Below are 20,366 nucleotides of genomic sequence, written 5' to 3' on the forward strand. Positions count from 1 at the left end.
AAGCTTCCCCTCCGTTACGCCTTACCCTCAAGTCAATTTTTAACTGCATCTTATACAGCTATAAAATTCCCCTAAAAAGCTCCCTCATTCGGATCTCCTCTTTAGTATGAACCTACAAAGTATATTCTTCATAGGTTCTACTAAAGGGATTTCCTTCGTTAAGGGAGCACTCTTCATTTATTATCTTCAAGGAGAGCTCGGTATCAGATAGCTCTGTCTTCGAGAAGCTTATACGGTTGAAGCGGCCTGCTCCCGCAGTTCCTCGCTCCGCTTCGTATCTCGCTCGAGTATAGGCTTCAGGTACTTGCCTGTATACGATTCTTTGACTTTAATAATCTCTTCAGGAGTACCGGTAGCAATAATCGTACCGCCCCCGCTTCCGCCTTCAGGACCGAGGTCAATGAGATAATCCGCTGTCTTAATTACATCCAGATTGTGCTCAATGACCAGTACCGTCTCTCCTGAGTCTACCAGACGGTGAAGTACTTTAAGCAGACGGTCGATATCATCGACATGCAGTCCTGTAGTCGGTTCATCGAGGATGTACATGGTCTTGCCTGTGCTTCGGCGGTACAGCTCGGAGGCCAACTTCACCCGCTGAGCCTCACCACCGGAAAGCGTCGTAGCCGGCTGACCCATGGTTACATATCCGAGTCCCACATCAAGGATGGTCTGAAGCTTGCGGTGAATCTTCGGAATGTTCTGGAAGAACTCGGTCGCATCCTCTACGGTCATCTCCAGAACATCCGCGATACTCTTATCCTTGTATTTCACTTCCAGGGTCTCCCGGTTATATCGCTTACCCTTGCAGATCTCACAAGGGACATAGACATCGGGAAGGAAGTGCATCTCGATCTTGATGATTCCATCCCCGCGGCAGGCTTCACAGCGGCCGCCCTTAATGTTAAAGCTGAAGCGGCCTTTCTTATAGCCGCGGATCTTAGCCTCATTCGTCTGGGAGAACAGATCACGAATATCGTCAAAGACGCCTGTATATGTCGCCGGATTGGAACGAGGCGTACGCCCGATCGGAGATTGGTCAATATCAACGACCTTCTCCACATGCTCCAAGCCTTTCATCTCACGGTATTGGCCTGGGCGTACTTTCGCCCGATTCAGATCACGTGCCAGTGTCTTGTACAGGATCTCGTTAACCAGTGTGGATTTGCCTGAACCGGACACCCCGGTTACAGCAGAGAACACACCAATTGGAATCTTCACATTCAGATTCTTCAGATTGTTCTCCTTCGCCCCGCGAATCTCGATCCATCTTCCATCCGGCTTGCGGCGCTCGGCACTGACAGGAATAAATTTGCGTCCGCTCAAATACTGTCCCGTAAGTGAGTTCGGATCCTCCATAACTTCCTTCGGTGTACCCTGAGAGACAACACTTCCCCCATGGATCCCTGCGCCTGGACCAATATCAATAATATAGTCGGAAGCAAGCATCGTATCCTCGTCATGCTCAACCACAATCAGTGTATTTCCAAGATCGCGCATATGCTTCAGGGTCTCAATCAGACGGTCATTATCCCGCTGATGCAGACCGATACTAGGCTCATCCAGGATATAGAGCACACCCATAAGACTGGAACCAATCTGAGTTGCCAGACGAATACGCTGAGCCTCACCGCCCGATAACGTACCTGCCGCACGGCTCATCGTCAGGTAATCCAGACCGACATTGACCAGGAAGCCAAGGCGGCTGTTAATTTCCTTCAGAATCATGTTTGCAATGGTCTGTTCCTTTTCGCTCAGCTTCAGCTCATTGAAGAAATTCATGGCTTCACCGATCGACAAGGATGTAACGTAAGCCATATTCTGACCTTGTACGGTCACGGCAAGACTCTCTTTCTTCAGGCGCTGCCCTTTGCAGGTACCGCACGGCTTCGCGCCCATGAACCCTTCAATGAATTCGCGAATTCCGTCGGAGGCCGTCTCCCGGTACCGACGTTCCAGATTCGGAACAATTCCTTCAAAGGTAACATAGGCTTCCTTGCTGTGGCCAAAGTCATTCTCATAACGGAACTTAATTCGCTGAGAACCCGTTCCATACAGCAGCTTGTCCATTTGATCCTTGGTAAGCTCCGATACGGGAACATCCTGCGGGATATTGTAATGCTCCGCAACAGACTTCAAGTATTGAGGATAGTAATTGGACGTGCTGCCAGCCCAGGCCTCAAATGCTCCCCCCTCAATACTCTTGCGGTTGTCAGGAACCAGCAGCTCTGGATCAATTACCATCTTGGCTCCCAGACCATCACACTCCGGGCAAGCTCCAAACGGACTGTTGAACGAGAACATCCGCGGGGCGAGCTCTTCGATGCTGAATCCGCAGATAGGGCATGCAAAATTCGAGCTGAAGCGCAGTTCCTCCTGACCGATAATATCGACCAGGAGCTGACCGCCGGACATCTTGAGTGCGGTCTCAATCGAATCCGCGAGGCGCGACTTTACGTCTTCCTTCACCACGATCCGGTCCACAACTACCTCAATCGTATGCTTCTTGTTCTTCTCCAGTTCAATACTTTCTGATAGATCTCGCAATTCGCCATTGACCCGTACACGCACAAAGCCCTGCTTGCTGATCTCAGCGAACAAGCTCTTGTGCTCCCCTTTTCGGCCAGAGATGACAGGAGCCAGAATTTGCAGGCGGGTCTTCTCCGGATACTGCATAATCCGGTCCACCATTTGCTCTATGGTCTGGGATGTAATCTCAACGCCATGCTCCGGGCAATGCGGATGCCCAATTCGGGCAAACAAAAGCCGCAAGTAGTCGTAGATCTCCGTAACCGTACCTACCGTTGAACGCGGGTTGCGGCTTGTCGTCTTCTGATCAATGGAGATCGCTGGCGACAGTCCCTCAATCGAGTCGACATCCGGCTTCTCCATTTGGCCCAGAAATTGTCTCGCATAAGCGGACAAGGATTCCACATATCGACGTTGGCCTTCCGCATAGATGGTATCGAAAGCAAGTGAAGATTTCCCCGATCCACTCAGTCCGGTAAGCACTACGAAACGGTCACGCGGTATTGTAATATCTATATTCTTCAAATTGTGCGCTCTTGCACCCTTAATGACAATGTTCTCTATAGCCATTGTATCATCTCCTTGGAGTTCTTCCCCTTCGGACAGAACTTGCTTACGCTTAATCTGTTATTACTCAGCCTTTAATTCCAATATTGCATCGCGAAGCTCTGCGGCTCTCTCGAACTGCAGATTCTTCGCCGCTTCCTTCATCTCGGCTTCCAGACGGCCAATATAGGCTTGGCGGTCTTTCTTCGACATCTTCTGCGCACCGTCAGTCAGATAATCGGCTTTGCCTTCAGCCACCTTAGTCGCCTCAATGATTTCACGGATCTTCTTCTTGATCGTCTGCGGAGTAATTCCATGCTTCTCATTATACGCGATCTGAATAGCCCGGCGCCGCTCTGTCTCCTTGATGGCTTTATCCATGGAGTCGGTGATTTTGTCCCCGTACATTAATACACGTCCATCCGAGTTACGCGCAGCACGCCCAATGGTCTGAATCAACGAGCGTTCGGAACGAAGGAACCCTTCCTTATCCGCATCGAGAATCGCTACAAGCGAGACCTCCGGCAGATCCAGACCTTCCCTGAGCAAGTTAATCCCAATCAGAACATGGAAGGTCCCAAGCCGCAGATCCCTCAGAATCTGCAAACGCTCCAGTGTCTTGATATCTGAGTGCAGATATCTGACCTTAATGCCAATTTCCTTAAGGTAGTCCGTCAAATCTTCGGACATCTTCTTGGTAAGTGTAGTCACCAGAACCCGTTCATCCTTGGCAATCCGGTCTCTGATCTCCCCGATCAAATCATCGATTTGTCCTTTCGTAGGGCGTACCTCTATAACTGGGTCAAGAAGACCTGTCGGACGAATAATCTGCTGCACCATTGTATCCGTATGCTCAATCTCATAAGGTCCCGGCGTTGCAGATACGTAAATGATCTCCTTGATCTTCTCTTCGAACTCCTCGAACTTGAGCGGCCGGTTATCCAGTGCGGACGGAAGTCGGAACCCGTGATCCACCAGCACATTCTTACGCGCCTGGTCTCCGTTGTACATGGCCCGGATCTGCGGCAGCGTCACATGGGACTCATCAATAACAATCAGCATATCATCCGGAAAATAATCCAGCAGCGTATATGGCGTTGCCCCGCGCTCACGGAATGTCAGCGGTCCGGAGTAGTTCTCGATCCCGGAACAGAAGCCGACTTCCTTCATCATCTCGATATCGTAGCGCGTCCGCTGTTCCAGCCGCTGCGCTTCCAGCAGCTTGCCTTCTGCGTGGAACTTCGCAAGCTGCTCTTCCAGCTCGCGTTCAATATTAACCAGAGCCACACGCATGGTCTCTTCCTGGGTTACGAAGTGAGATGCCGGGAAAATGGCTATATGGTCGCGTTCCCCGATCAGTTCACCTGTCAGAACGTCAATTTCGGTAATCCGTTCAATTTCATCACCGAAGAACTCAACCCTAACCGCCTGCTCCCCCTTGGAAGCGGGAAAAATCTCGATGACATCTCCGCGTACCCGGAAGGTTCCCCGGACGAAGTTAATATCATTACGTTGATACTGGATATCGACCAGTCTCGCCAAAATCTGATTTCTCGGCTTCTCCATCCCTACACGCAATGAGAGCAGCAAATTTCTGTATTCCACCGGCGATCCGAGACCATAGATACACGATACACTTGCCACAATGATCACATCCCGCCGCTCAAACAGGGAGCTCGTAGCCGAGTGGCGAAGTTTATCAATTTCTTCATTTATGCTGGAATCTTTCTCAATATAGGTGTCGGAAGAAGGGATATAGGCTTCGGGCTGATAGTAGTCATAGTAACTCACAAAGTAATCTACGGAGTTATTGGGGAAAAATTCCTTGAATTCACTTGCCAGCTGGGCAGCGAGCGTCTTGTTATGGGCAATGACAAGCGTCGGACGTCCGAGCTTCGCAATCGTATGTGCGATGGTGAACGTCTTCCCGGTTCCCGTAGCCCCCAGCAGTGTCTGGTGCTTCTTGCCGTTTCTTATGCCCTCAACCAGCTCTCCAATGGCAGCGGGCTGATCCCCCTGCGGCGTATAGTCGGAGATAAGCTCGAATTTTTGATTACTGACAACAATATCACTCATTGTCCAACATCACCCTTATCGTCTAAAAATAGTATTCTGTACCCATTTACACTTGCTACCTTTGTGCTAAGTTCATATATAGCTGTCCGAATTATGTCGATTTCTATAGAAAAGAGGCGTACTCGCCTCATTATTTATATAACCCTTATCAATATGGAATGAACTAAACATTCATTTCTTTAGTTCATTCCATATACGATGTCTAAATAAAATCACGGAAATCCTTTGTATTCCATGAATAAGAATGCCTGTTCCCATCACATTATACCTTTTTCATGAAATGGTTGCAATGGAGAGTCCGAACTAGGAGTGAATGGACCCTATGGATGTTACTACACTTGTTGGTATCATAATTGGATTAATTGCCATTGTCGGCGGCTTTATCTGGGAAGGCGGACAATTCTCGGGGCTTATGCAACTCACCGCCGCTTTAATTGTCTTCGGAGGGACATTTGCGGCCGTACTAATCAGCTTCCCCGCTTCCAAGCTGAAGACGATTCCTTATGGCCTTGCCCTTGCATTCAAATCCCGAAGACAGGATCATGAACAAATTATTGAAGATATCGTATCCATGGCTGTCACAGCGCGGCGCTCCGGGGTTCTTGCCCTGGAGAGACAAGCTGCCCAGCACGAGGATCCTTTCCTTCAGGAAGGTATACAGCTTGTCGTCGACGGAACGGACCAGCACTTGATCAAACAGATCATGGAGTTCGAGATTGATGCCACGGAGAACCGTTACAACGGCTATGCCAAAATATTCGAAACCGCTGGTGGCTATGCCCCTACTATGGGGATTATCGGTACTGTAATGGGTCTCATCCACGTGCTGGGGAGTCTGACGGAGCCGACGATGCTCGGTCCGTCTATCGCGCTTGCTTTTACCGCAACACTCTATGGTGTTGCAAGTGCCAACCTTATTTTTCTTCCCATTGCTACCAAAATCAAAACCCGAGGCGAAGATGAAATCCTTCGTATGGAGATGCTGCTGCACGGAATTCTGGCGGTCCAGAACGGAGATCATCACTTGCTGGTCCGTAAAAAGCTGGAGTCCTTCGCCTTCAAGAAACCAGAACGCACAGCCCTGCAGCCTGAGGAGGCCTCGGAATGAGACAGCGGCTTAACCGTCGTACACGGCAGGAAGGCGGTGACTCCAAGGACCGGTGGATGATTACCTATGCGGATCTGATCACTCTGCTGCTCATTTTCTTCATCATTATGTATGCCATGAGCCGGCTTGATGTCGAGAAATATGCCATCGTTACGGAATCGCTGCAGCTCACGTTCAAAAACGGTGACTCTTTGCTTGAAAAAGGCTCGGGGATTACTGGCTCGGCCGACAAGTACCGTTCCAAGAACCCCGCCCCCACAGCACCCGGAACGAATAATAGCACGGCCAACAAAGCAGGAAACTCAGGGAGCTCCAAACCGCTTACCGACCGGGAGCAGGCTTTCCGCAAGCAGGAAGAGCAGCTGCAAAGTCTGATGAAGGTCATCCAGGAGTATATCAAGAGCAATAATCTGGAAGACCAGATCTTTGTCGCCGATTTGGCAAAAGGCATTACGATCACGCTCAGCGACCGCTTCCTCTTCGACGTCGGGAAAGCTGATCTCAAGGCAGGCTCTTCCCAGGCGCTGGACAAGCTTGCCAGCCTGTTCCGCAAGCTGAATACGGTGATCAGTATTGAAGGCCACACGGATAATCAGCCGATAGGCCGGGGTTCGCGCTATACGGATAACTGGGAGCTATCGGGTGCACGGGCACTGTCAGTGCTCCGGTATTTCGTAGGCACCGCCAAGCTGAATGCAGCTGAGTTCCAGTATGCCGGGTATGCGGATACGCGGCCAGCAGGAGATAACTCAACCGAGCAGGGCCGACAGAAGAACCGGCGCGTAGAGATTACAGTGCTAAGACAGCTGCAAAAATAGAGGGATTGGCCGGAGAGCATGCTTGCTTCTGCGGCCTTTTTTGCCGAGGGAGGAGGGTCAGAGCCGGCTGTGCTGCTGCTCAAGTGAGGGGAGGCAGATGAGGGTCATTACGGTGAGCTGCCCGGCTTACGATCGCTGTTATCCCCGGATTTCCTCATTGTATCTAACCCTGTTCAGGGTTCAAATCCGTGGATAAAGGCGAACGCTTCGCTTCTTCTGCTCGGCCATCCCCCCTCCATGACCAAATCTGCCTCTCTCTGAGTTGGAGCCTCGCTCGGAGGCGTCTCTCCCTCCTCCCTCTAGGCACCACAAGGCTGCAGAAAGATCATGCTCTGCGGCCTTGGGCGGGTAGAGGAGAAAGCGTTGCAGCGCAGGCTTCGCCACTGCTCTGGTGGGGAGGCAGATGGATGTCATTACGGTGAGCTGCCCGGCCTACGATCGCTGTTATCCCCGGATTTCTTCATTGTATCTAACCCTGATCAGGGTTCAAATCCGTGGATAAAGGCGAACGCTTCGCTTCTTCTGCTCGGCCATCTCCCCTCCATGACTCATTCTGCCTCTCCCTCTTCTCTGCTAAGCTCGGAGGCGGCTCTTCCTCCTCCCGCTGGACGCCCCAAGGCTGCAGAAAGATCATGCTCCGCGGCCTTGGAGTGGGTAGAGGAGAAAGCGTTGCAGAGCAGGCTTCGCTGCTGCTCTGGTAGGTGAGGCAGATGGATATCATTACGGTGAGCTGCCCGGCCTACGATCGCTGTTATCCCCGGATTTCCTCATTTTCTTAACCCTGTTCAGGGTTGAAATCCGTGGATAAAGGCGAACGCTTCGCTTCTTCTGCTCGGCCATCTCCCCTCCATGACCAAATCTGCCTCCCTCTGGGCGGGAGCTCTGCTCGGAGAAGTCTCTTCCTTCTCCTTCGCTAGGCAGCTAAGGCCGCAGAAAGATCATGTCTGCAGCCTTGGAAGGGTAGAAAATGGAAAAGAGAAAGAACATGCCGATTGGCATGTTCTTTCTCTTAAGATTTAGTTGACATCAAGGTGAATTGAACATTCCCCCTTGAGGCTTAACTATTAGATATTAAAGGGGCTTGCTCCGCTCTTGAGGCTCAGCCACTTGCCATCAAGATGGCCCTTAAGCGCCCTTTTAAGGCTAAACCTTTACCACCAAGCGGGCCTCACTGCTCCCTTGAGGCTTAACCACTAACCAGCAAGCCTACCTAACGGGTGGCTTGGCTACCTGTCCAAAGTCCCGCCACCGGCGGCCTTTGGACTTCCCTTCGAACTTCCCTTGCGCTCCGCCGCGCCCCGGCGCGGTGACAGCAGCTCAAGCAGCGACAGCGGCTTGACCCTTAAAGCCACCGGGGCGTCATCGTCCGGTGCAAGGATTACTCCCAGCTGGTGATGATCTCCGGCGTAGATCGCCCGCTGGAGGAACTTGCTCTCTCCCTGCTGGTTCAGCACCTCAAGCTTGCAAAAGGCTGGATTCATACGCAGCCCCGAATGAAGCTGCTCCTTCGTATTCACCGGTGTGCCGTTCACTTTAAATATAACTTCTCCTGCCTGAATTCCAAGCTCCTCGGCCGGGCTGCCTGGCAGCACAGCAAGCACCTTGAGTCCCCGCTGCGGGTGAACGAAGAACGGACTGCGGTTCTGCTCCTCAAACCGGCTGTACCATATGAGCAGCTCGTGAAGCACGAATGCAGCAAGCGCAGCCACAACAGTAAGCGGACTCCACCATCCTGCCAGCATCGCAAGCCCGAGCAGAACGATGCTGTAGATCAGCAAGCGGCTAGAGGTCAGCCGGGCTTTGTTCTTCGGCAGAGCGCTGACCGTCATCTCGCTGAAGCCGATAACAACAGGCAGGGCAATCAGGCTGAAGCCGCTCTGCCAAGCATCGCCGCCGAAGAACGGTGTCCATGGCAGCAGACTGCCTGTTGTCTGTGCCGGGATAAGCAGGAACAGTGGTACAGGCCAGAAGCTCTTCATCTGGTAGCCACCCACCACTTTTCCCCGCTTGCCCTCATAGAACAGCGGACCGGCAAATGCTGCCCCCTGCCATCTGACGAGCAGCGCCTCAGCAAGATGCAGCAGGGCAACAAGGGCAAGAAGAGATGGAATGTCCAGTTCGCGGACCGCAGTAAGGACATTTTGTCCGAAGCCATCTAAGTTAAAGTCCGGGAACCAGCTCAAGATGAACTGGATCACACCCAGCAGGCCGACCGAATAGGCAAAGCATAGATAACGCACCCGGAAGAGCAGCAATACGATAGAGACCGCCCAAATAAGTAGCACTCCATTAAAGGTGAGGGTCGTTCCCAGGAAGGCGGATATCAGCGACACCATAATACCGGCCAGCAGTCCGCCGAGCAGCGTAATCCATGTCTGGCGTCCCCAGCTGTGAAGACGAACATGGAACAGCTTGCGTTCAAGCTGAACCTGTCTCCTGTATTGAAGCATGATCAAGATAATCGAAATATAATAAAACGGCTGCGCAAGAAATTGCACAAGGGCATCCGACAGTCTCCATAACCATTCAAGCACGATTTCCAAGTAATCTGCACTCTCCTCTGCTTCATGCTGGATGTAGGTATATATTCAGAAAAAAAGAAGGCTGGAATCAGCCTCCTTATTTATTCGACGAAGGAGAGGCAATCTCCTTCCGGATTTCGGTGAAAGCCCGGCCCAGCTGCACATCATTCTTCGGATCGCGGATATGAGCGATCAAGCTTTTCTCCAAGGCATCAGCTGTCTTGGCATCAATCTCACCGTTTGCTGTAAGCTTGTTATCCTTTTGGAAGCTCTTAACAGCCGTGACGGTCTTGGCATCAAAGTAGCCGTCTTTGCGTCCCGGGGCATATCCAAGTCCGTCCAGCATGACTTGAGCACTCTTGATGTCTTCATTGTTCATATCAAATTTAAGTGTCTTCTCTTTGTTGATCGGGGCTACGGAGAAGTAGGCCGGCTGGGACACAGCAATGTCCGGTTTAATGCCTTTCTTATGAATCCATTCCCCGTTCGGCGTAAGCCATTTGGCGATAGTGATCTTCAGCAGACTACCATCTCCGAGCTCTTTGTCAAAGCTGGTCTGTACCGTCCCTTTTCCGTAAGTAGTGTCCCCAACCAGCTTGGCATTGGCCGATTCCTTCAGTGCGCCCGCCATAATCTCCGATGCGCTGGCGCTTCCTTTGTTCGTAAGCACAACAATCGGGTACGTCTTCGCTGTGCCTTTGGACAGCGTCTGCTCTCTCTGCTTCTGCTTGTTCTCCACCTGAACAATGACCTTGTCTTTGCCGATCAAGCGCTGCGCCATGTCGATAACTACAGACAAGACCCCGCCCGGGTTGTTGCGAACGTCTATGACAAGCCCTTTCATTCCTTTACTCTCCAAAGAGTTCAGCTCACTCTCGAAGCGCTTGCCTGTATTCATGGAGAACTCCGTGATCTCAATATAACCAATATTGTCTTTCTCCATATGGGCATGAACGGTCTCCACAGCAATGTCGTCGCGCTTAATGACGAACTCCAGCGGAGCTGCAGTACCGGCACGCTTGACCTTCACTTTGGCCTCTGAGCCTTTCGGCCCGCGGATCTTGCTGACTGCTTCATTCAGGCTGAGTCCTTCAAAGGATTCTCCATTTACCGATAGCAGAATGTCCTTGGCATGAATACCTGCTTTCTCGGCAGGCGACCCTTTGATGGGAGATACCACAACAACGTTCCCATTCTCCATGGATACCTCAGCTCCAATTCCGGAGAAGGAACCCTGGATCTGGGAAGTGAACTCCTGCGCGGTTGCTTTACCCATATAAGAAGAGAACGGGTCATCAAGTGCACTCATGATCCCGTTGATTGCTCCATCGACGAGCTTGTTCTGATCCACATCCTGCACATAATTTTTCTTGACCAGATTAAGCGCGGTCTCAATCTTGCTCATATCTTCCTTGCTAGCAGACTGGCCTCCAACCGAGGCGAAAATTCCACTAACCGGTGAACCACTGTTGCTTACAAAGCCCCAATTCCCTGTTAACGTCATTGTAAGCGCACTGCTTACAAGCACGGCTACCACAACGAACAGAGCCACTGTGCGTCCTTTATACACGGTTCATTCACCGCCCTTTCCTTATCCGGCTGACTAGATGGATTGAACTAAAGACTGCGTGATCGATTACTTAGCGCTGCAAGTACTTGTCGGAATCCAAACGTTCATTTCTTCAGTTCATTCCATCCAGATAATAGGCCTTTGATATCCATCATAGTATATGTTTAGCTTGTACGGAATATTTATCTAGAAAAAAGGAGAAACGGACCTGTATCCCTGAAGGAAATAAGGTACCGTTTCTTGAGTTCTACCTATTACCGCTTACAGATATGGCATCGGATCTACCGGAGTACCATTGACACGGACTTCAAAATGGAGGTGGGGACCTGTCGATGCACCGGTATTCCCGGACTCCGCAATGACTTCGCCGCGCTTCACATTGTCGCCCTTCTGCACATTGATCTTACTAAGATGACCGTATAGGGTCCATATATTATTCCCGTGATCGATGATGACGCAGTTACCATAACCATTCCACCACTCGGCCACGATTACGTTTCCGCTGTCTGCCGCATGTACATCCGTGCCCTCGGAGACAGCAAAGTCTGTTCCCGTATGAAGCTTCTTCACACCCGTGATCGGGTGAATCCGATAACCGTAAGGGGACGAGATGCGAGCACCCGTTACTGGCAGTCCCATGGAGCCGCCATTTCCTTTGAACCCTTCACCGCTTCCCGATGAACTTGAACTGCTGGAATTGCTGTGGGAACTACTGCTGGAGCTTGCGACTTTGACGGTCTTGCTCTTCTTCTTCTGGTTATAAGCATAAATTTGAGCTGCTTTAAGCTTGTTCTTCTCCTGCCCGAGCTGTGCTCTCTTGGAAGCAATCTGCACCAGCAACGCATCCTGCTTCGCACTGATATCATCGGACTCTTCGATATCAGATTGATAGTTCGCGATCAGCTTCTGCTTCTCTTTCTCCTTGGCTGCCAGAATCGCTTTGCGCGACTCGGCTTCGTTGTACAAATCCTTAGCCTTGGCATATGCAGTCTTGAGGTTGGCCTGCTCCTCTAGAATCAACTGCTTGTCTCTCTTATGATCCGCAAGGATAGTCTGATCCTGCTGGGCAATAGCTTGGAGCGAATCCGCCCGATCCAGGAAATCCGTAAAGCTTGTCGAAGACAGCAGCACATCCAGATAGGATACAGCTCCATCGGTATACATGAGCCGAACCCGGGAATCCAGCAGCTTCTCCCGCTCATCGATTCGCTTCTGGGTCTGGTCAATCTTCTCCGCGGTAACACGCAGCTGATCTTCGGTCTTATCGATCTCACTGGTGATACCGGAAAGCTCGTTACTTACAGTATCGATCTGATCCATAACCTGCTGAAGGAAATTGGTAGCTTTATTCTTGTAATGCATAGCTTCCTGCTTATCCACTTCAGCTTGCTGCTGCTGATTCTTGGCGGCCTTGGCCTGCTGCTGCAGCAGTCTAAGCTCGTGATCGATCTGATCGATCGTTCTTTTCTTGGCGTATCCTTCAGTAGGCTGAAAGACAACAGCGGCTAGAGCCATAACGACGACGACAGATAACCATTTTTTCAATTCTATTTTCCCCGTCCTTCTTTGAAAATCTATAGTATGGAGTGTTCATCCATATCGCTACACTTTTAAGAATTTGCGGATGGATACAGTGCTTCCCCAGATGCCGATAACCAGTCCAATCCCTATAATTAATACGGCGAGCGGAAGTCCAACCGACTGAATCGACACCAGATGAATCGGGATCGTAATATCCTGACTCACGGACTGGACCAGCTGATGATATCCGGCATACAGCACAATTACGGTAATGACCGATCCTATTAGACCAATGAGTCCGCCTTCAACAAAGAAAGGCCATCTAATGAAATAATTAGTCGCTCCTACGAGCTTCATAATACCAATCTCCCGGCGGCGGGCTAGGATCGTAACCCGAATTGTATTGGAGATCAGGAACATCGCCATAACGCCGAGCCCAATGACAAATACAAATCCGATATTGCGGATGGCCCGTGTTACTTTGAATAACTTCTCAATCGTACCCTTACCATAATTGACTTTATAAATGGGAGGCGCTTTGTACTTATTGTTAAGAGCGCTTATCTTGCTGGCAACAAAAGGAACCGTAGACGGCTCAACCACTTCTACTTTGAGCGTATCCGGAATCGGGTTGGTTGCTTCCGTATACCCTTCTAGAAGATCCTTGCCGTTCTCTCCCAGCTTCTGCTTGAAATCCTTCAGTCCCTGAGATCTTGATACAAAGGTCACCCGGCTTACCTCAGGCATATTACCGATGTCAGTCTGAATATCCTGGATCGACTTCTGATCCACCTTTGAATTCAGGAACGCACTAATCTGAACCTGACTGTCAGCTTCATCGGCGAATTGATTGACATTCAGCACAAGTAAGATAAATACGCCGAGTATAAAAAGAGAAACGATAATTGAAGTAATTGATGCGACAGACATCCAACCGTTACGGAATACGTTCTTCGTACCTTCCCGTAAATGCCGCAAGAAGGTTCTAAAAGTCATATCCGTACTCTCCTCTCAGCTGGTCGCGGACAATGTTACCCTGTTCAATGGCAATGACCCGCTTACGCATCGTGTTCACGATATCCTTGTTGTGCGTCGCCATGACAATGGTTGTTCCTCGAAAATTAATCTCATCCAGCAGCTGCATAATCCCCCAGGACGTCTCGGGGTCAAGGTTCCCGGTAGGCTCGTCCGCAATAATCACGGACGGATTATTCACGATCGCTCTCGCAATCGCCACACGCTGCTGCTCACCGCCTGACAGCTGGGACGGTTCACGGTTCGCCTTGCTCTTCAGTCCTACAAGATCAAGCACCTCAAGCGTCCGCTTCTTGATGATCTTCTTCGGCGCTTCGATAACTTCAAGCGCAAAGGCTACATTCTCGTATGCCGTCAGCTTCGGCAGCAATCTGAAATCCTGAAAAATAACGCCGATATTCCGGCGGACATAAGGGATCTTGCGCGGCTTCAGCTTGCCGATGTTAAAACCATTTACTGAAATCTGACCTTTGGTAGGCATTTCTTCTCTATAAATTAGCTTCATAAAAGTAGACTTCCCTGCTCCTGAGGGACCGACGAGATACACAAACTCATTGCGGTCAATCTTTACCGAAACGCCTTGAAGGGCGTGTGTTCCGTTCGCATAAGTCTTCCAGACATCCTGCATTTCTATCACAGCATCACTTCCTAAACATTTATGTCTCTACAGAAATTAATCCAAGTAGGCTGTCTATATGAATTGAACAAAAGCTCCGTGCTCATTTCTTTAGTTCATCCAAATATATTAACAAGAATGGTATGTTCCAAGCTTATAAAACTTCGACATGTTCCAGCCAAATCCTTTAAAAGATGAGTAATTTCATCAGTCCGTTAACCATTGTAACAAATTTGTTACCATTTGAGTACCCGCAAGTTTCCATTCTTTTGACATATACATAGCTTAAGTCCCTTTGTTCACACGAATGTAACGGTGCTCAGTAAGCAGCCATTTCCAGGCTTGAGGCTCTATATAAAACGCCGTTAATAAAATAACATCCGTGGAGAAGTAACGAAAGGGAAGCTTGGAACTGTAGGAGCGTAAGCGACCGCCTACAAGCTTTCTGAAAGAAAGCTACATCGGAAGCATATACTTTGGCTTTCTGAAAGAAAGCTACATCGGAAGCATATACTTTGGGCTTTCTGAAAGAAAGCTACATCGGAAGCATATGCTTTTTGTCTCCCGATTTCATCCGCCCGAGTTTCAAATCAGGAAATCTGGGGGCGGGCAGCGGCCGGAAGTTCAAGCATTCGCTGTAGTTACGACCGGACCCAAAATGTGAATTTTTCTCTGAGCCTTAGATAGCTCCTCCTAATATATCGGACGCCATGCTGCTTAAGCTTAACTGTTCCACAACAATCATAAAGGGTGATACGAATGAAAAAGCTTCATATTCTTTTGATTATCCTGATCTCCCTTCTGCTGACTACGGCCGTTGTCTATGGGCTTCTGCAGCTGTACGCCGCGAGAACTACCGTGCCTTCAGGAGTGCAGGTGGGCGGAGTGAATATCGGAGGATTACCCTTCCAAGCGGCTGAGAAGAAACTAAGTGAGGATATATCCAGACTGGAGCGTACCCCCGTTCTGTTCACCGTCCCCGAGTCAGGGAATAGCCCCAAGCTGGAAGTTGTGTCCGACTGGAAACGGGCGGGAGTTCACTATACAGCCGAGAATTGGATAGATGCAGTGAAGCAGCTTACCCAGGGTTCTGTGTGGAGCCGCGCATCAGCCAGATGGCATCTGGCCAAGCAGTGGAATCTAACGGCTCATTGGGATAAAAGCAGCCTCCGTAGGACATTCAGTCCTTCCTGGGAGGCCAAGCAGTTCGGGGAGGCCATCAACGCCCAGCGGATCATCGGACCGGATGACCGCATTAGCTATGAGCCCGGGAGATCTGTTACACGAATTGACTGGACGGTATTCGAAGAGACCTTCAAGCAGTCTATTCCCCTATCTGCGAAAGATATAGCGGGTAAGGGATCACCCAGCCTCATTCCGGTCGCTCTAACCGAACAAAGCCCTGCCGTAACCTTGGACACGCTTAAGAGCCAAGGGATCCAGCGCAAAATATCCGAATTCACCACTGCACTTGCATCCAGTAAGGCGGGCAGGCTGCATAACATAGAAGCTGCCGCCCAGGTAATCGACGGCATGCTGCTCGCTCCCGGGGATGTATTCGATTATGCCAAAGTGATTGATCAAGCTGAAGCGGAGTACGGCTTCCAGCCTGCGCCGGTGATTGTGCAAGGCAAGCTCGTCCCCGGAATTGGCGGGGGAATCTGTCAAGTCTCCAGCACGCTGTACAATGCAGCGATCCAAGCTGGGCTTGGCATTGTGGAGCGGCGCAATCACTCCCTTCCGGTCAGCTATTTACCTAAGGGGCAGGACGCTACTTTTGCCAAGGGATTCATTAATTTCCGCTTCAAGAATACAACCTCCCATTATATTCTGATTAAGGCTACCCTCAATTCGAACAATCTGAACATCAAGCTATTCGGGGATATTCCCGGCAATATCACCTACAGACTGGACTCCCGGACTGTGAAGGTCCTGCCCATCCCGCAGAAGTTCATCAAGAACAATACGCTTGCGCTAGGGGAGCAAGAGGTTATTCAGCAGGGCAAGATTGGCTATATCGTCGAGACTTATCGAATTAAGTATGTAAACGGGAAGATCGCGGAGACTCGTAAAATATCCAGGGACACCTACAGCCCTCAGCCGACTATTATCGCGATCAACATGCCTGCTAAGAACATGACTCCTTCTGAACCCAAAGGTTCACAAGCCCCTCTGATCGAAGATGGCGTAAAGGGTCCGATATTCCCCGGATCATGACAAAAAGGACTCTACGCAAGACCAAGGTCTGTGCGTAGAGTCCTCTTAACTTCTTGTGTTAATGTCCCGCCTGATACTCTCCTTCAAGCTCGGCCCGCGGGTCCATCTTATCCCGGCCCATGAAGAATGCCGCAAGTAGGGCCAGGGCAGCCGGAATGATAGCCCATACGAAAGTCTGCACGATGGAGGACGACATGGCTGTCGAGATGTTCTCCAGAATTTGCGGAGGTATCAATTTACGAGCCTCTGGAGACAGCAGCGCGTGCGGATCTTTCAGATCCAGCTCTTTAGGAAGTTCGCCTGCCGCTCCACCTGCTGCGCTCATCGATTCGGCAAGCTTTTTCGTGAACATATGACTCTGGATGATACCAAATACCGTGATGCCAAGCGTCATCCCAAGGGAACGCAGGAAGTTCAGCGTTGAGCTCGCAGAGCCGCGTTCCTGCGGCTTCACTGAGTGGATTGCTGCGTTACTGAGCACGGAGAACGAAGCCCCGATTCCAAGGCCCACAAGAATCATGAAGAAGCGCAGGGTCCACAGGGTTGTGGACTCATTCAATGTAGTGAGCAAGCCAATTCCAACAATAAGCAGAGCTAGGGTAGGAATCATGATGGTGCGGTATTTGAGCTTAGTCATCAGGAAACCGCCCATCGTTGCTGTCACAACCGAACCCAGCATCATTGGCAGGAGCACAAGTCCGGAGTTCGTTGGTTTGCCTCCGAGTACTCCTTGGATGAAGATCGGGATGTACACCGACGCGGTGATAAAGGCAGCGCCGCTAAGAATACCAATTACGTTACTTGACCAGTAAATCTGGCTTTTGAACATTTTGAATGAGATAATCGGCTCTTTCGCCTTACTCTCTGCAATGAGGAACAAGATAGCGAGAACCGCGAAGCCTGCGAACAAGCCAAGAATTTGCCACGAATCCCAAGCATACTTCTTACCGCCAAGTTCAAGAGCGAACATAAGACAGACGACAGCCGCAATCAGGGTAATCGCCCCGGCCCAGTCGATCTGCTGCTTGGCATGCTGACGTGATTCGTGATAGAAGAATGCGATAAATACGAAGGCAATCAAGCCCAGCGGCAGATTAATATAGAAAATCCACTCCCACTGCGCATACTCTGTCAAATAAGCACCCAGGAGAGGCCCAAAGATACTTGAAAGGCCGAACACGGCACCGAACAGGCCGCCCAGCTTACCTCTGGACTCCATCGGAACAGCATCGAACATGATGGTGAAAGCGATTGGAACAAGCGCTCCGCCCCCAATACCCTGAATCGCACGGTAAATACTTAGCTCAACGATAGACGTTGCCGTTCCGCACAGCACGGAGCCGAGCATGAACACGAGGATACCGAATATAAAGAACCTTTTCCTTCCGTACATATCTGACAGCTTACCGAAAATCGGCATTCCCGCCATCTCTGCAACCATGTAAGCCGAGGTCACCCAGACGAATTTGTCCAGTCCGCCCAGCTTGCCGACGATATCTCCCATGGCCGTAGCTACAATGGTATTATCCATCGATGCCATCAGAATACCGAGCAGCAGACCCGCTAGAACCAGGCCCATATTTTTCTTTTTCACTTCCATTGTTTATTAATTTCTCCTTTTCCCTATCCTATTTGGTTACACTGCTCTATCTTAGAGGTTGTATCCTGATGAAATGACTCTATATATTCAACCAAGCCTATCTTACAGCCCGGACCGATTGTAACTTTACTTCCCCGCACAAATCTAGCTTCGGTATTCTCCAGTTCTATAATATCGCCCTCTATGGAATCAACACTAAGCCGCTTCAATCCGCCGTTATTGAACATGCCTAGAACGGCCCAAACGCCGCCAGAAGGCTTAATTCGAATCTGACCTCCGCCGATTTCCTTGATCCGGCTGTCTCCAAGCAGCTTCATCTCAATAGTCTCCGCATTCAGCATCCCATCCATATGCACGGAGCCATGGAGCTTGAACTCTTCTGCCTGACAGCCTCCTCTAACGGTATTATAACCGGACAATTCAATTTGTTCACCGTTTATTTGTCCTTGGGCAATAGTCTCACCGCTTAGCTTAGAAGCCTTGGCATATAGATCCCCGCCCACTTGCAGTTTGCCTGTAGTTCGCAGCTTTTCTCCCTCAAGAGAGCCATGGATAACCAGTTCCCCTGTAAGCTTTAAGGATCCCGTCTTCAGCTTTCCGTAGACGACCGCATTCCCCGTACACTTGAAGCTTAGAGCATCAATGTCCCCATTCAGTTCTCCATCACCTACAATACTCAGCTTCCCGACTAATCCTCCGGCCGATCCGCCGCTGCCTACGATCCTCACATCCGGTCGTTCCTGTAACGTATTCTTTCCTTCCATGACTTATCGCTCCTTTGTGCCGAAGTGTCTCTTTCTTCATACATGTTTAGCTTTGGATACATCTGACTTCGGGTCAGCCTCATAGGTTTCTTTATATTCAACATAATCAATCTCGCAGCCAGGACCTATGCGCACCCGGCTACCGCGCACCACGCGGGCCTTTGTATACTCAAGCTCAATCTCATCGCCCTCAATCACATCCGCCGTAAGTCTGGAACCGAGCAGCTTGCCAGAGAACATTTCGAGCAGCCCAGGGGCCTTGTTAAGCTTACGAACCATGATGTGCTCCCCACCTATTTCCCGCACATTGCATTTACCGATCATCTCAATCTTAATCGTATCTGCGTTCAAAAGCCCTTCCACCTGAAGATTCCCTCTAACCTCAAGAGTCTCACACTGCAGGTCCTCTTTAAGCTTTAGGGTGCCATAGATCTCTGCCTGCTCACCGCTCGCCCCCGCACCACACTTGAGTATGCCATTCAGCACCAGCTTGTTGAAGCGAACCTCTTGCTCCACATCCAGCATCCCATCCGTACGAAAATCCCCACTTTGCACAGGTCCCGTAATCTTGCCGGTTCCGTTAATGGTGATTCTCTCGGCTGTAAGCTGCGCATTCAGCTTCATCTGGCCATTACACTGCAGCTCTTCACACTGAACTTCACCGTTAATTGTCCCAATCCCATCAAGCAGGACGCGGTTGTAGCGGCCTCCCGAGGCTTTCCCCACACCATTAATCTTCATATCGCGTATAGATTGCTCCACAGTTATTCCCCGCCTTCTCCAATTTTCAGCTTAAGTTCTTCCGTAGTCTGAGCCATTGATAGCCGGACAACTTCCTTCACACCCTGGTCAAAATAAATCTCGCTATTTCTGGACAATAAAATAAATGCCGCTACCCCCATCTTGCGAATAAGCATCAGCTCACAGTCCCTGCCCGCAAAGGCCGGGTAGTGCTCTGTAAGAGTCTGAATCAGCAGCTTCCCTTCATCCAGTGAAATATCTCCGCTTCTCAGCAGCCGCTCCAGAACGAATACGGACAGAATCTTCTCGAACATGAAGGGACCTTCATGCCCGGTCGTCTTTAGATACACATCCAGCGCAATGGAAGTAACAATGTTACGTTCCAATAGTTGTTCAGCTGTCAGAGAGATTTCTTTCAGGCTGGGTGAGAAGACGTCAGCTAGCTCATCGAGGGAGAGCCCGTCTTTCATGTTGATTATTTTATCAATCCGGGAGAGGATCTTCTCTTTAGGGAAAAAGGTCTCCTGTCCCGTAAAAGAAGACTTTCGAATAAACCATTCCTCTGGAATCAGGCTTTTACGCTTCCAGCGGTACAGCTGCCCATAGGAGATCCCGGTAAGGTCCAACAGTTCTTTTTTGGAGATCAAATCATCATTCATAAGTACGATTCCTCCTTTTAGCAAAATCAGTGTAACATAACATT

Annotated in this window: 16 protein-coding genes; 4 read left to right on the plus strand and 12 right to left on the minus strand. The window is 50.2% G+C overall.

The genetic code is table 11. The features are described from left to right. Positions 1-228: 228 nt before the first annotated feature. A complete protein-coding gene (uvrA, locus tag ACRRNK_RS19605; protein ID WP_433944279.1) occupies positions 229-3,099 on the minus strand; it encodes an excinuclease ABC subunit UvrA in 2,871 nt (956 codons plus the stop codon). A gap of 60 nt (positions 3,100-3,159) precedes the next feature. Then, on the minus strand, positions 3,160-5,151 hold the full coding sequence (uvrB, locus tag ACRRNK_RS19610) for an excinuclease ABC subunit UvrB (protein WP_433944280.1): 1,992 nt from the start codon (positions 5,149-5,151) through the stop codon (positions 3,160-3,162). Between the two features lie 322 nt (positions 5,152-5,473). Here uvrB and ACRRNK_RS19615 point away from each other — a divergent pair, with 322 nt between their 5' ends. Beyond that, entirely contained in the window at positions 5,474-6,259 is a 786-nt protein-coding gene (locus tag ACRRNK_RS19615; protein WP_433944281.1) for a flagellar motor protein, read from the plus strand. Continuing rightward, positions 6,256-7,077 carry a flagellar motor protein MotB gene (locus tag ACRRNK_RS19620; protein WP_433944282.1) on the plus strand — a complete coding sequence of 274 codons (822 nt, stop codon included), beginning with the start codon at positions 6,256-6,258 and terminating at the stop codon, positions 7,075-7,077. The genes ACRRNK_RS19615 and ACRRNK_RS19620 overlap by 4 nt, the downstream gene beginning before the upstream one ends. Positions 7,078-7,546: 469 nt before the next feature. On the opposite strand, the gene ACRRNK_RS19625 is transcribed toward ACRRNK_RS19620, so the two are convergent. Beyond that, entirely contained in the window at positions 7,547-7,798 is a 252-nt protein-coding gene (locus ACRRNK_RS19625) for a hypothetical protein (protein WP_433944283.1), read from the minus strand. Between the two features lie 128 nt (positions 7,799-7,926). On the opposite strand from ACRRNK_RS19625, the gene ACRRNK_RS19630 reads away from it, so the two are divergent. Next, entirely contained in the window at positions 7,927-8,097 is a 171-nt protein-coding gene (locus ACRRNK_RS19630; RefSeq protein WP_433944284.1) for a hypothetical protein, read from the plus strand. A gap of 206 nt (positions 8,098-8,303) precedes the next feature. On the opposite strand, the gene ACRRNK_RS19635 is transcribed toward ACRRNK_RS19630, so the two are convergent. The 5 genes from ACRRNK_RS19635 to ftsE all read right to left on the minus strand — a co-directional run bounded on the left by ACRRNK_RS19635 (position 8,304) and on the right by ftsE (position 14,362). Then, positions 8,304-9,620: a PDZ domain-containing protein gene (locus ACRRNK_RS19635; protein WP_433944285.1), complete on the minus strand. Its 1,317-nt coding sequence runs from the start codon at positions 9,618-9,620 to the stop codon at positions 8,304-8,306. 76 nt (positions 9,621-9,696) lie between these two features. Further along, positions 9,697-11,169: a S41 family peptidase gene (locus ACRRNK_RS19640; RefSeq protein ID WP_433944286.1), complete on the minus strand. Its 1,473-nt coding sequence runs from the start codon at positions 11,167-11,169 to the stop codon at positions 9,697-9,699. A 261-nt stretch (positions 11,170-11,430) separates the two neighbouring features. Further along, on the minus strand, positions 11,431-12,714 hold the full coding sequence (locus ACRRNK_RS19645; protein WP_433944287.1) for a murein hydrolase activator EnvC family protein: 1,284 nt from the start codon (positions 12,712-12,714) through the stop codon (positions 11,431-11,433). 57 nt (positions 12,715-12,771) lie between these two features. Next, positions 12,772-13,686: a permease-like cell division protein FtsX gene (gene ftsX, locus ACRRNK_RS19650; RefSeq protein WP_433944288.1), complete on the minus strand. Its 915-nt coding sequence runs from the start codon at positions 13,684-13,686 to the stop codon at positions 12,772-12,774. Further along, positions 13,676-14,362: a cell division ATP-binding protein FtsE gene (gene ftsE / locus ACRRNK_RS19655; protein ID WP_433944289.1), complete on the minus strand. Its 687-nt coding sequence runs from the start codon at positions 14,360-14,362 to the stop codon at positions 13,676-13,678. Before ftsE ends, ftsX begins: the two co-directional genes overlap by 11 nt. A gap of 738 nt (positions 14,363-15,100) precedes the next feature. On the opposite strand from ftsE, the gene ACRRNK_RS19660 reads away from it, so the two are divergent. Next, positions 15,101-16,558 carry a VanW family protein gene (locus ACRRNK_RS19660; protein WP_433944290.1) on the plus strand — a complete coding sequence of 486 codons (1,458 nt, stop codon included), beginning with the start codon at positions 15,101-15,103 and terminating at the stop codon, positions 16,556-16,558. A gap of 58 nt (positions 16,559-16,616) precedes the next feature. On the opposite strand, the gene ACRRNK_RS19665 is transcribed toward ACRRNK_RS19660, so the two are convergent. The 4 genes from ACRRNK_RS19665 to ACRRNK_RS19680 are packed head-to-tail and all read right to left on the minus strand — an operon-like array spanning position 16,617 to position 20,322. Then, positions 16,617-18,158 (minus strand): DHA2 family efflux MFS transporter permease subunit, encoded by a 1,542-nt coding sequence (locus tag ACRRNK_RS19665; protein ID WP_433944291.1) that lies wholly within the window; start codon positions 18,156-18,158, stop codon positions 16,617-16,619. Positions 18,159-18,181: 23 nt separating this feature from the next. Next, the gene (locus tag ACRRNK_RS19670; RefSeq protein WP_433944292.1) at positions 18,182-18,922 is read right to left on the minus strand and encodes a hypothetical protein; all 741 of its coding nucleotides are present in this window, start codon (positions 18,920-18,922) and stop codon (positions 18,182-18,184) included. A 36-nt stretch (positions 18,923-18,958) separates the two neighbouring features. Then, on the minus strand, positions 18,959-19,684 hold the full coding sequence (locus ACRRNK_RS19675) for a hypothetical protein (RefSeq protein ID WP_433944293.1): 726 nt from the start codon (positions 19,682-19,684) through the stop codon (positions 18,959-18,961). A 2-nt stretch (positions 19,685-19,686) separates the two neighbouring features. After that, positions 19,687-20,322, minus strand: coding sequence for a YhbD family protein (locus ACRRNK_RS19680; RefSeq protein ID WP_433944294.1), 636 nt, complete (start codon positions 20,320-20,322; stop codon positions 19,687-19,689). Positions 20,323-20,366 lie beyond the last annotated feature (44 nt).

The sequence above is a fragment of the Paenibacillus sp. SN-8-1 genome, from assembly GCF_050995535.1.
Lineage (GTDB): Bacteria > Bacillota > Bacilli > Paenibacillales > Paenibacillaceae > Fontibacillus.

Excerpts from the sequence above, each read along its gene's own strand:
- uvrA (WP_433944279.1), bottom strand. The coding sequence starts at position 3,099 with ATGGCTATAGAGAACATTGTCATTAAGGGTGCAAGAGCGCACAATTTG.
- uvrB (WP_433944280.1), bottom strand. The coding sequence starts at position 5,151 with ATGAGTGATATTGTTGTCAGTAATCAAAAATTCGAGCTTATCTCCGAC.
- ACRRNK_RS19615 (WP_433944281.1), top strand. The coding sequence starts at position 5,474 with ATGGATGTTACTACACTTGTTGGTATCATAATTGGATTAATTGCCATT.
- ACRRNK_RS19620 (WP_433944282.1), top strand. The coding sequence starts at position 6,256 with ATGAGACAGCGGCTTAACCGTCGTACACGGCAGGAAGGCGGTGACTCC.
- ACRRNK_RS19625 (WP_433944283.1), bottom strand. The coding sequence starts at position 7,798 with ATGATATCCATCTGCCTCACCTACCAGAGCAGCAGCGAAGCCTGCTCT.
- ACRRNK_RS19630 (WP_433944284.1), top strand. The coding sequence starts at position 7,927 with ATGACCAAATCTGCCTCCCTCTGGGCGGGAGCTCTGCTCGGAGAAGTC.
- ftsX (WP_433944288.1), bottom strand. The coding sequence starts at position 13,686 with ATGACTTTTAGAACCTTCTTGCGGCATTTACGGGAAGGTACGAAGAAC.
- ACRRNK_RS19660 (WP_433944290.1), top strand. The coding sequence starts at position 15,101 with ATGAAAAAGCTTCATATTCTTTTGATTATCCTGATCTCCCTTCTGCTG.
- ACRRNK_RS19665 (WP_433944291.1), bottom strand. The coding sequence starts at position 18,158 with ATGGAAGTGAAAAAGAAAAATATGGGCCTGGTTCTAGCGGGTCTGCTG.
- ACRRNK_RS19670 (WP_433944292.1), bottom strand. The coding sequence starts at position 18,922 with ATGGAAGGAAAGAATACGTTACAGGAACGACCGGATGTGAGGATCGTA.
- ACRRNK_RS19680 (WP_433944294.1), bottom strand. The coding sequence starts at position 20,322 with ATGAATGATGATTTGATCTCCAAAAAAGAACTGTTGGACCTTACCGGG.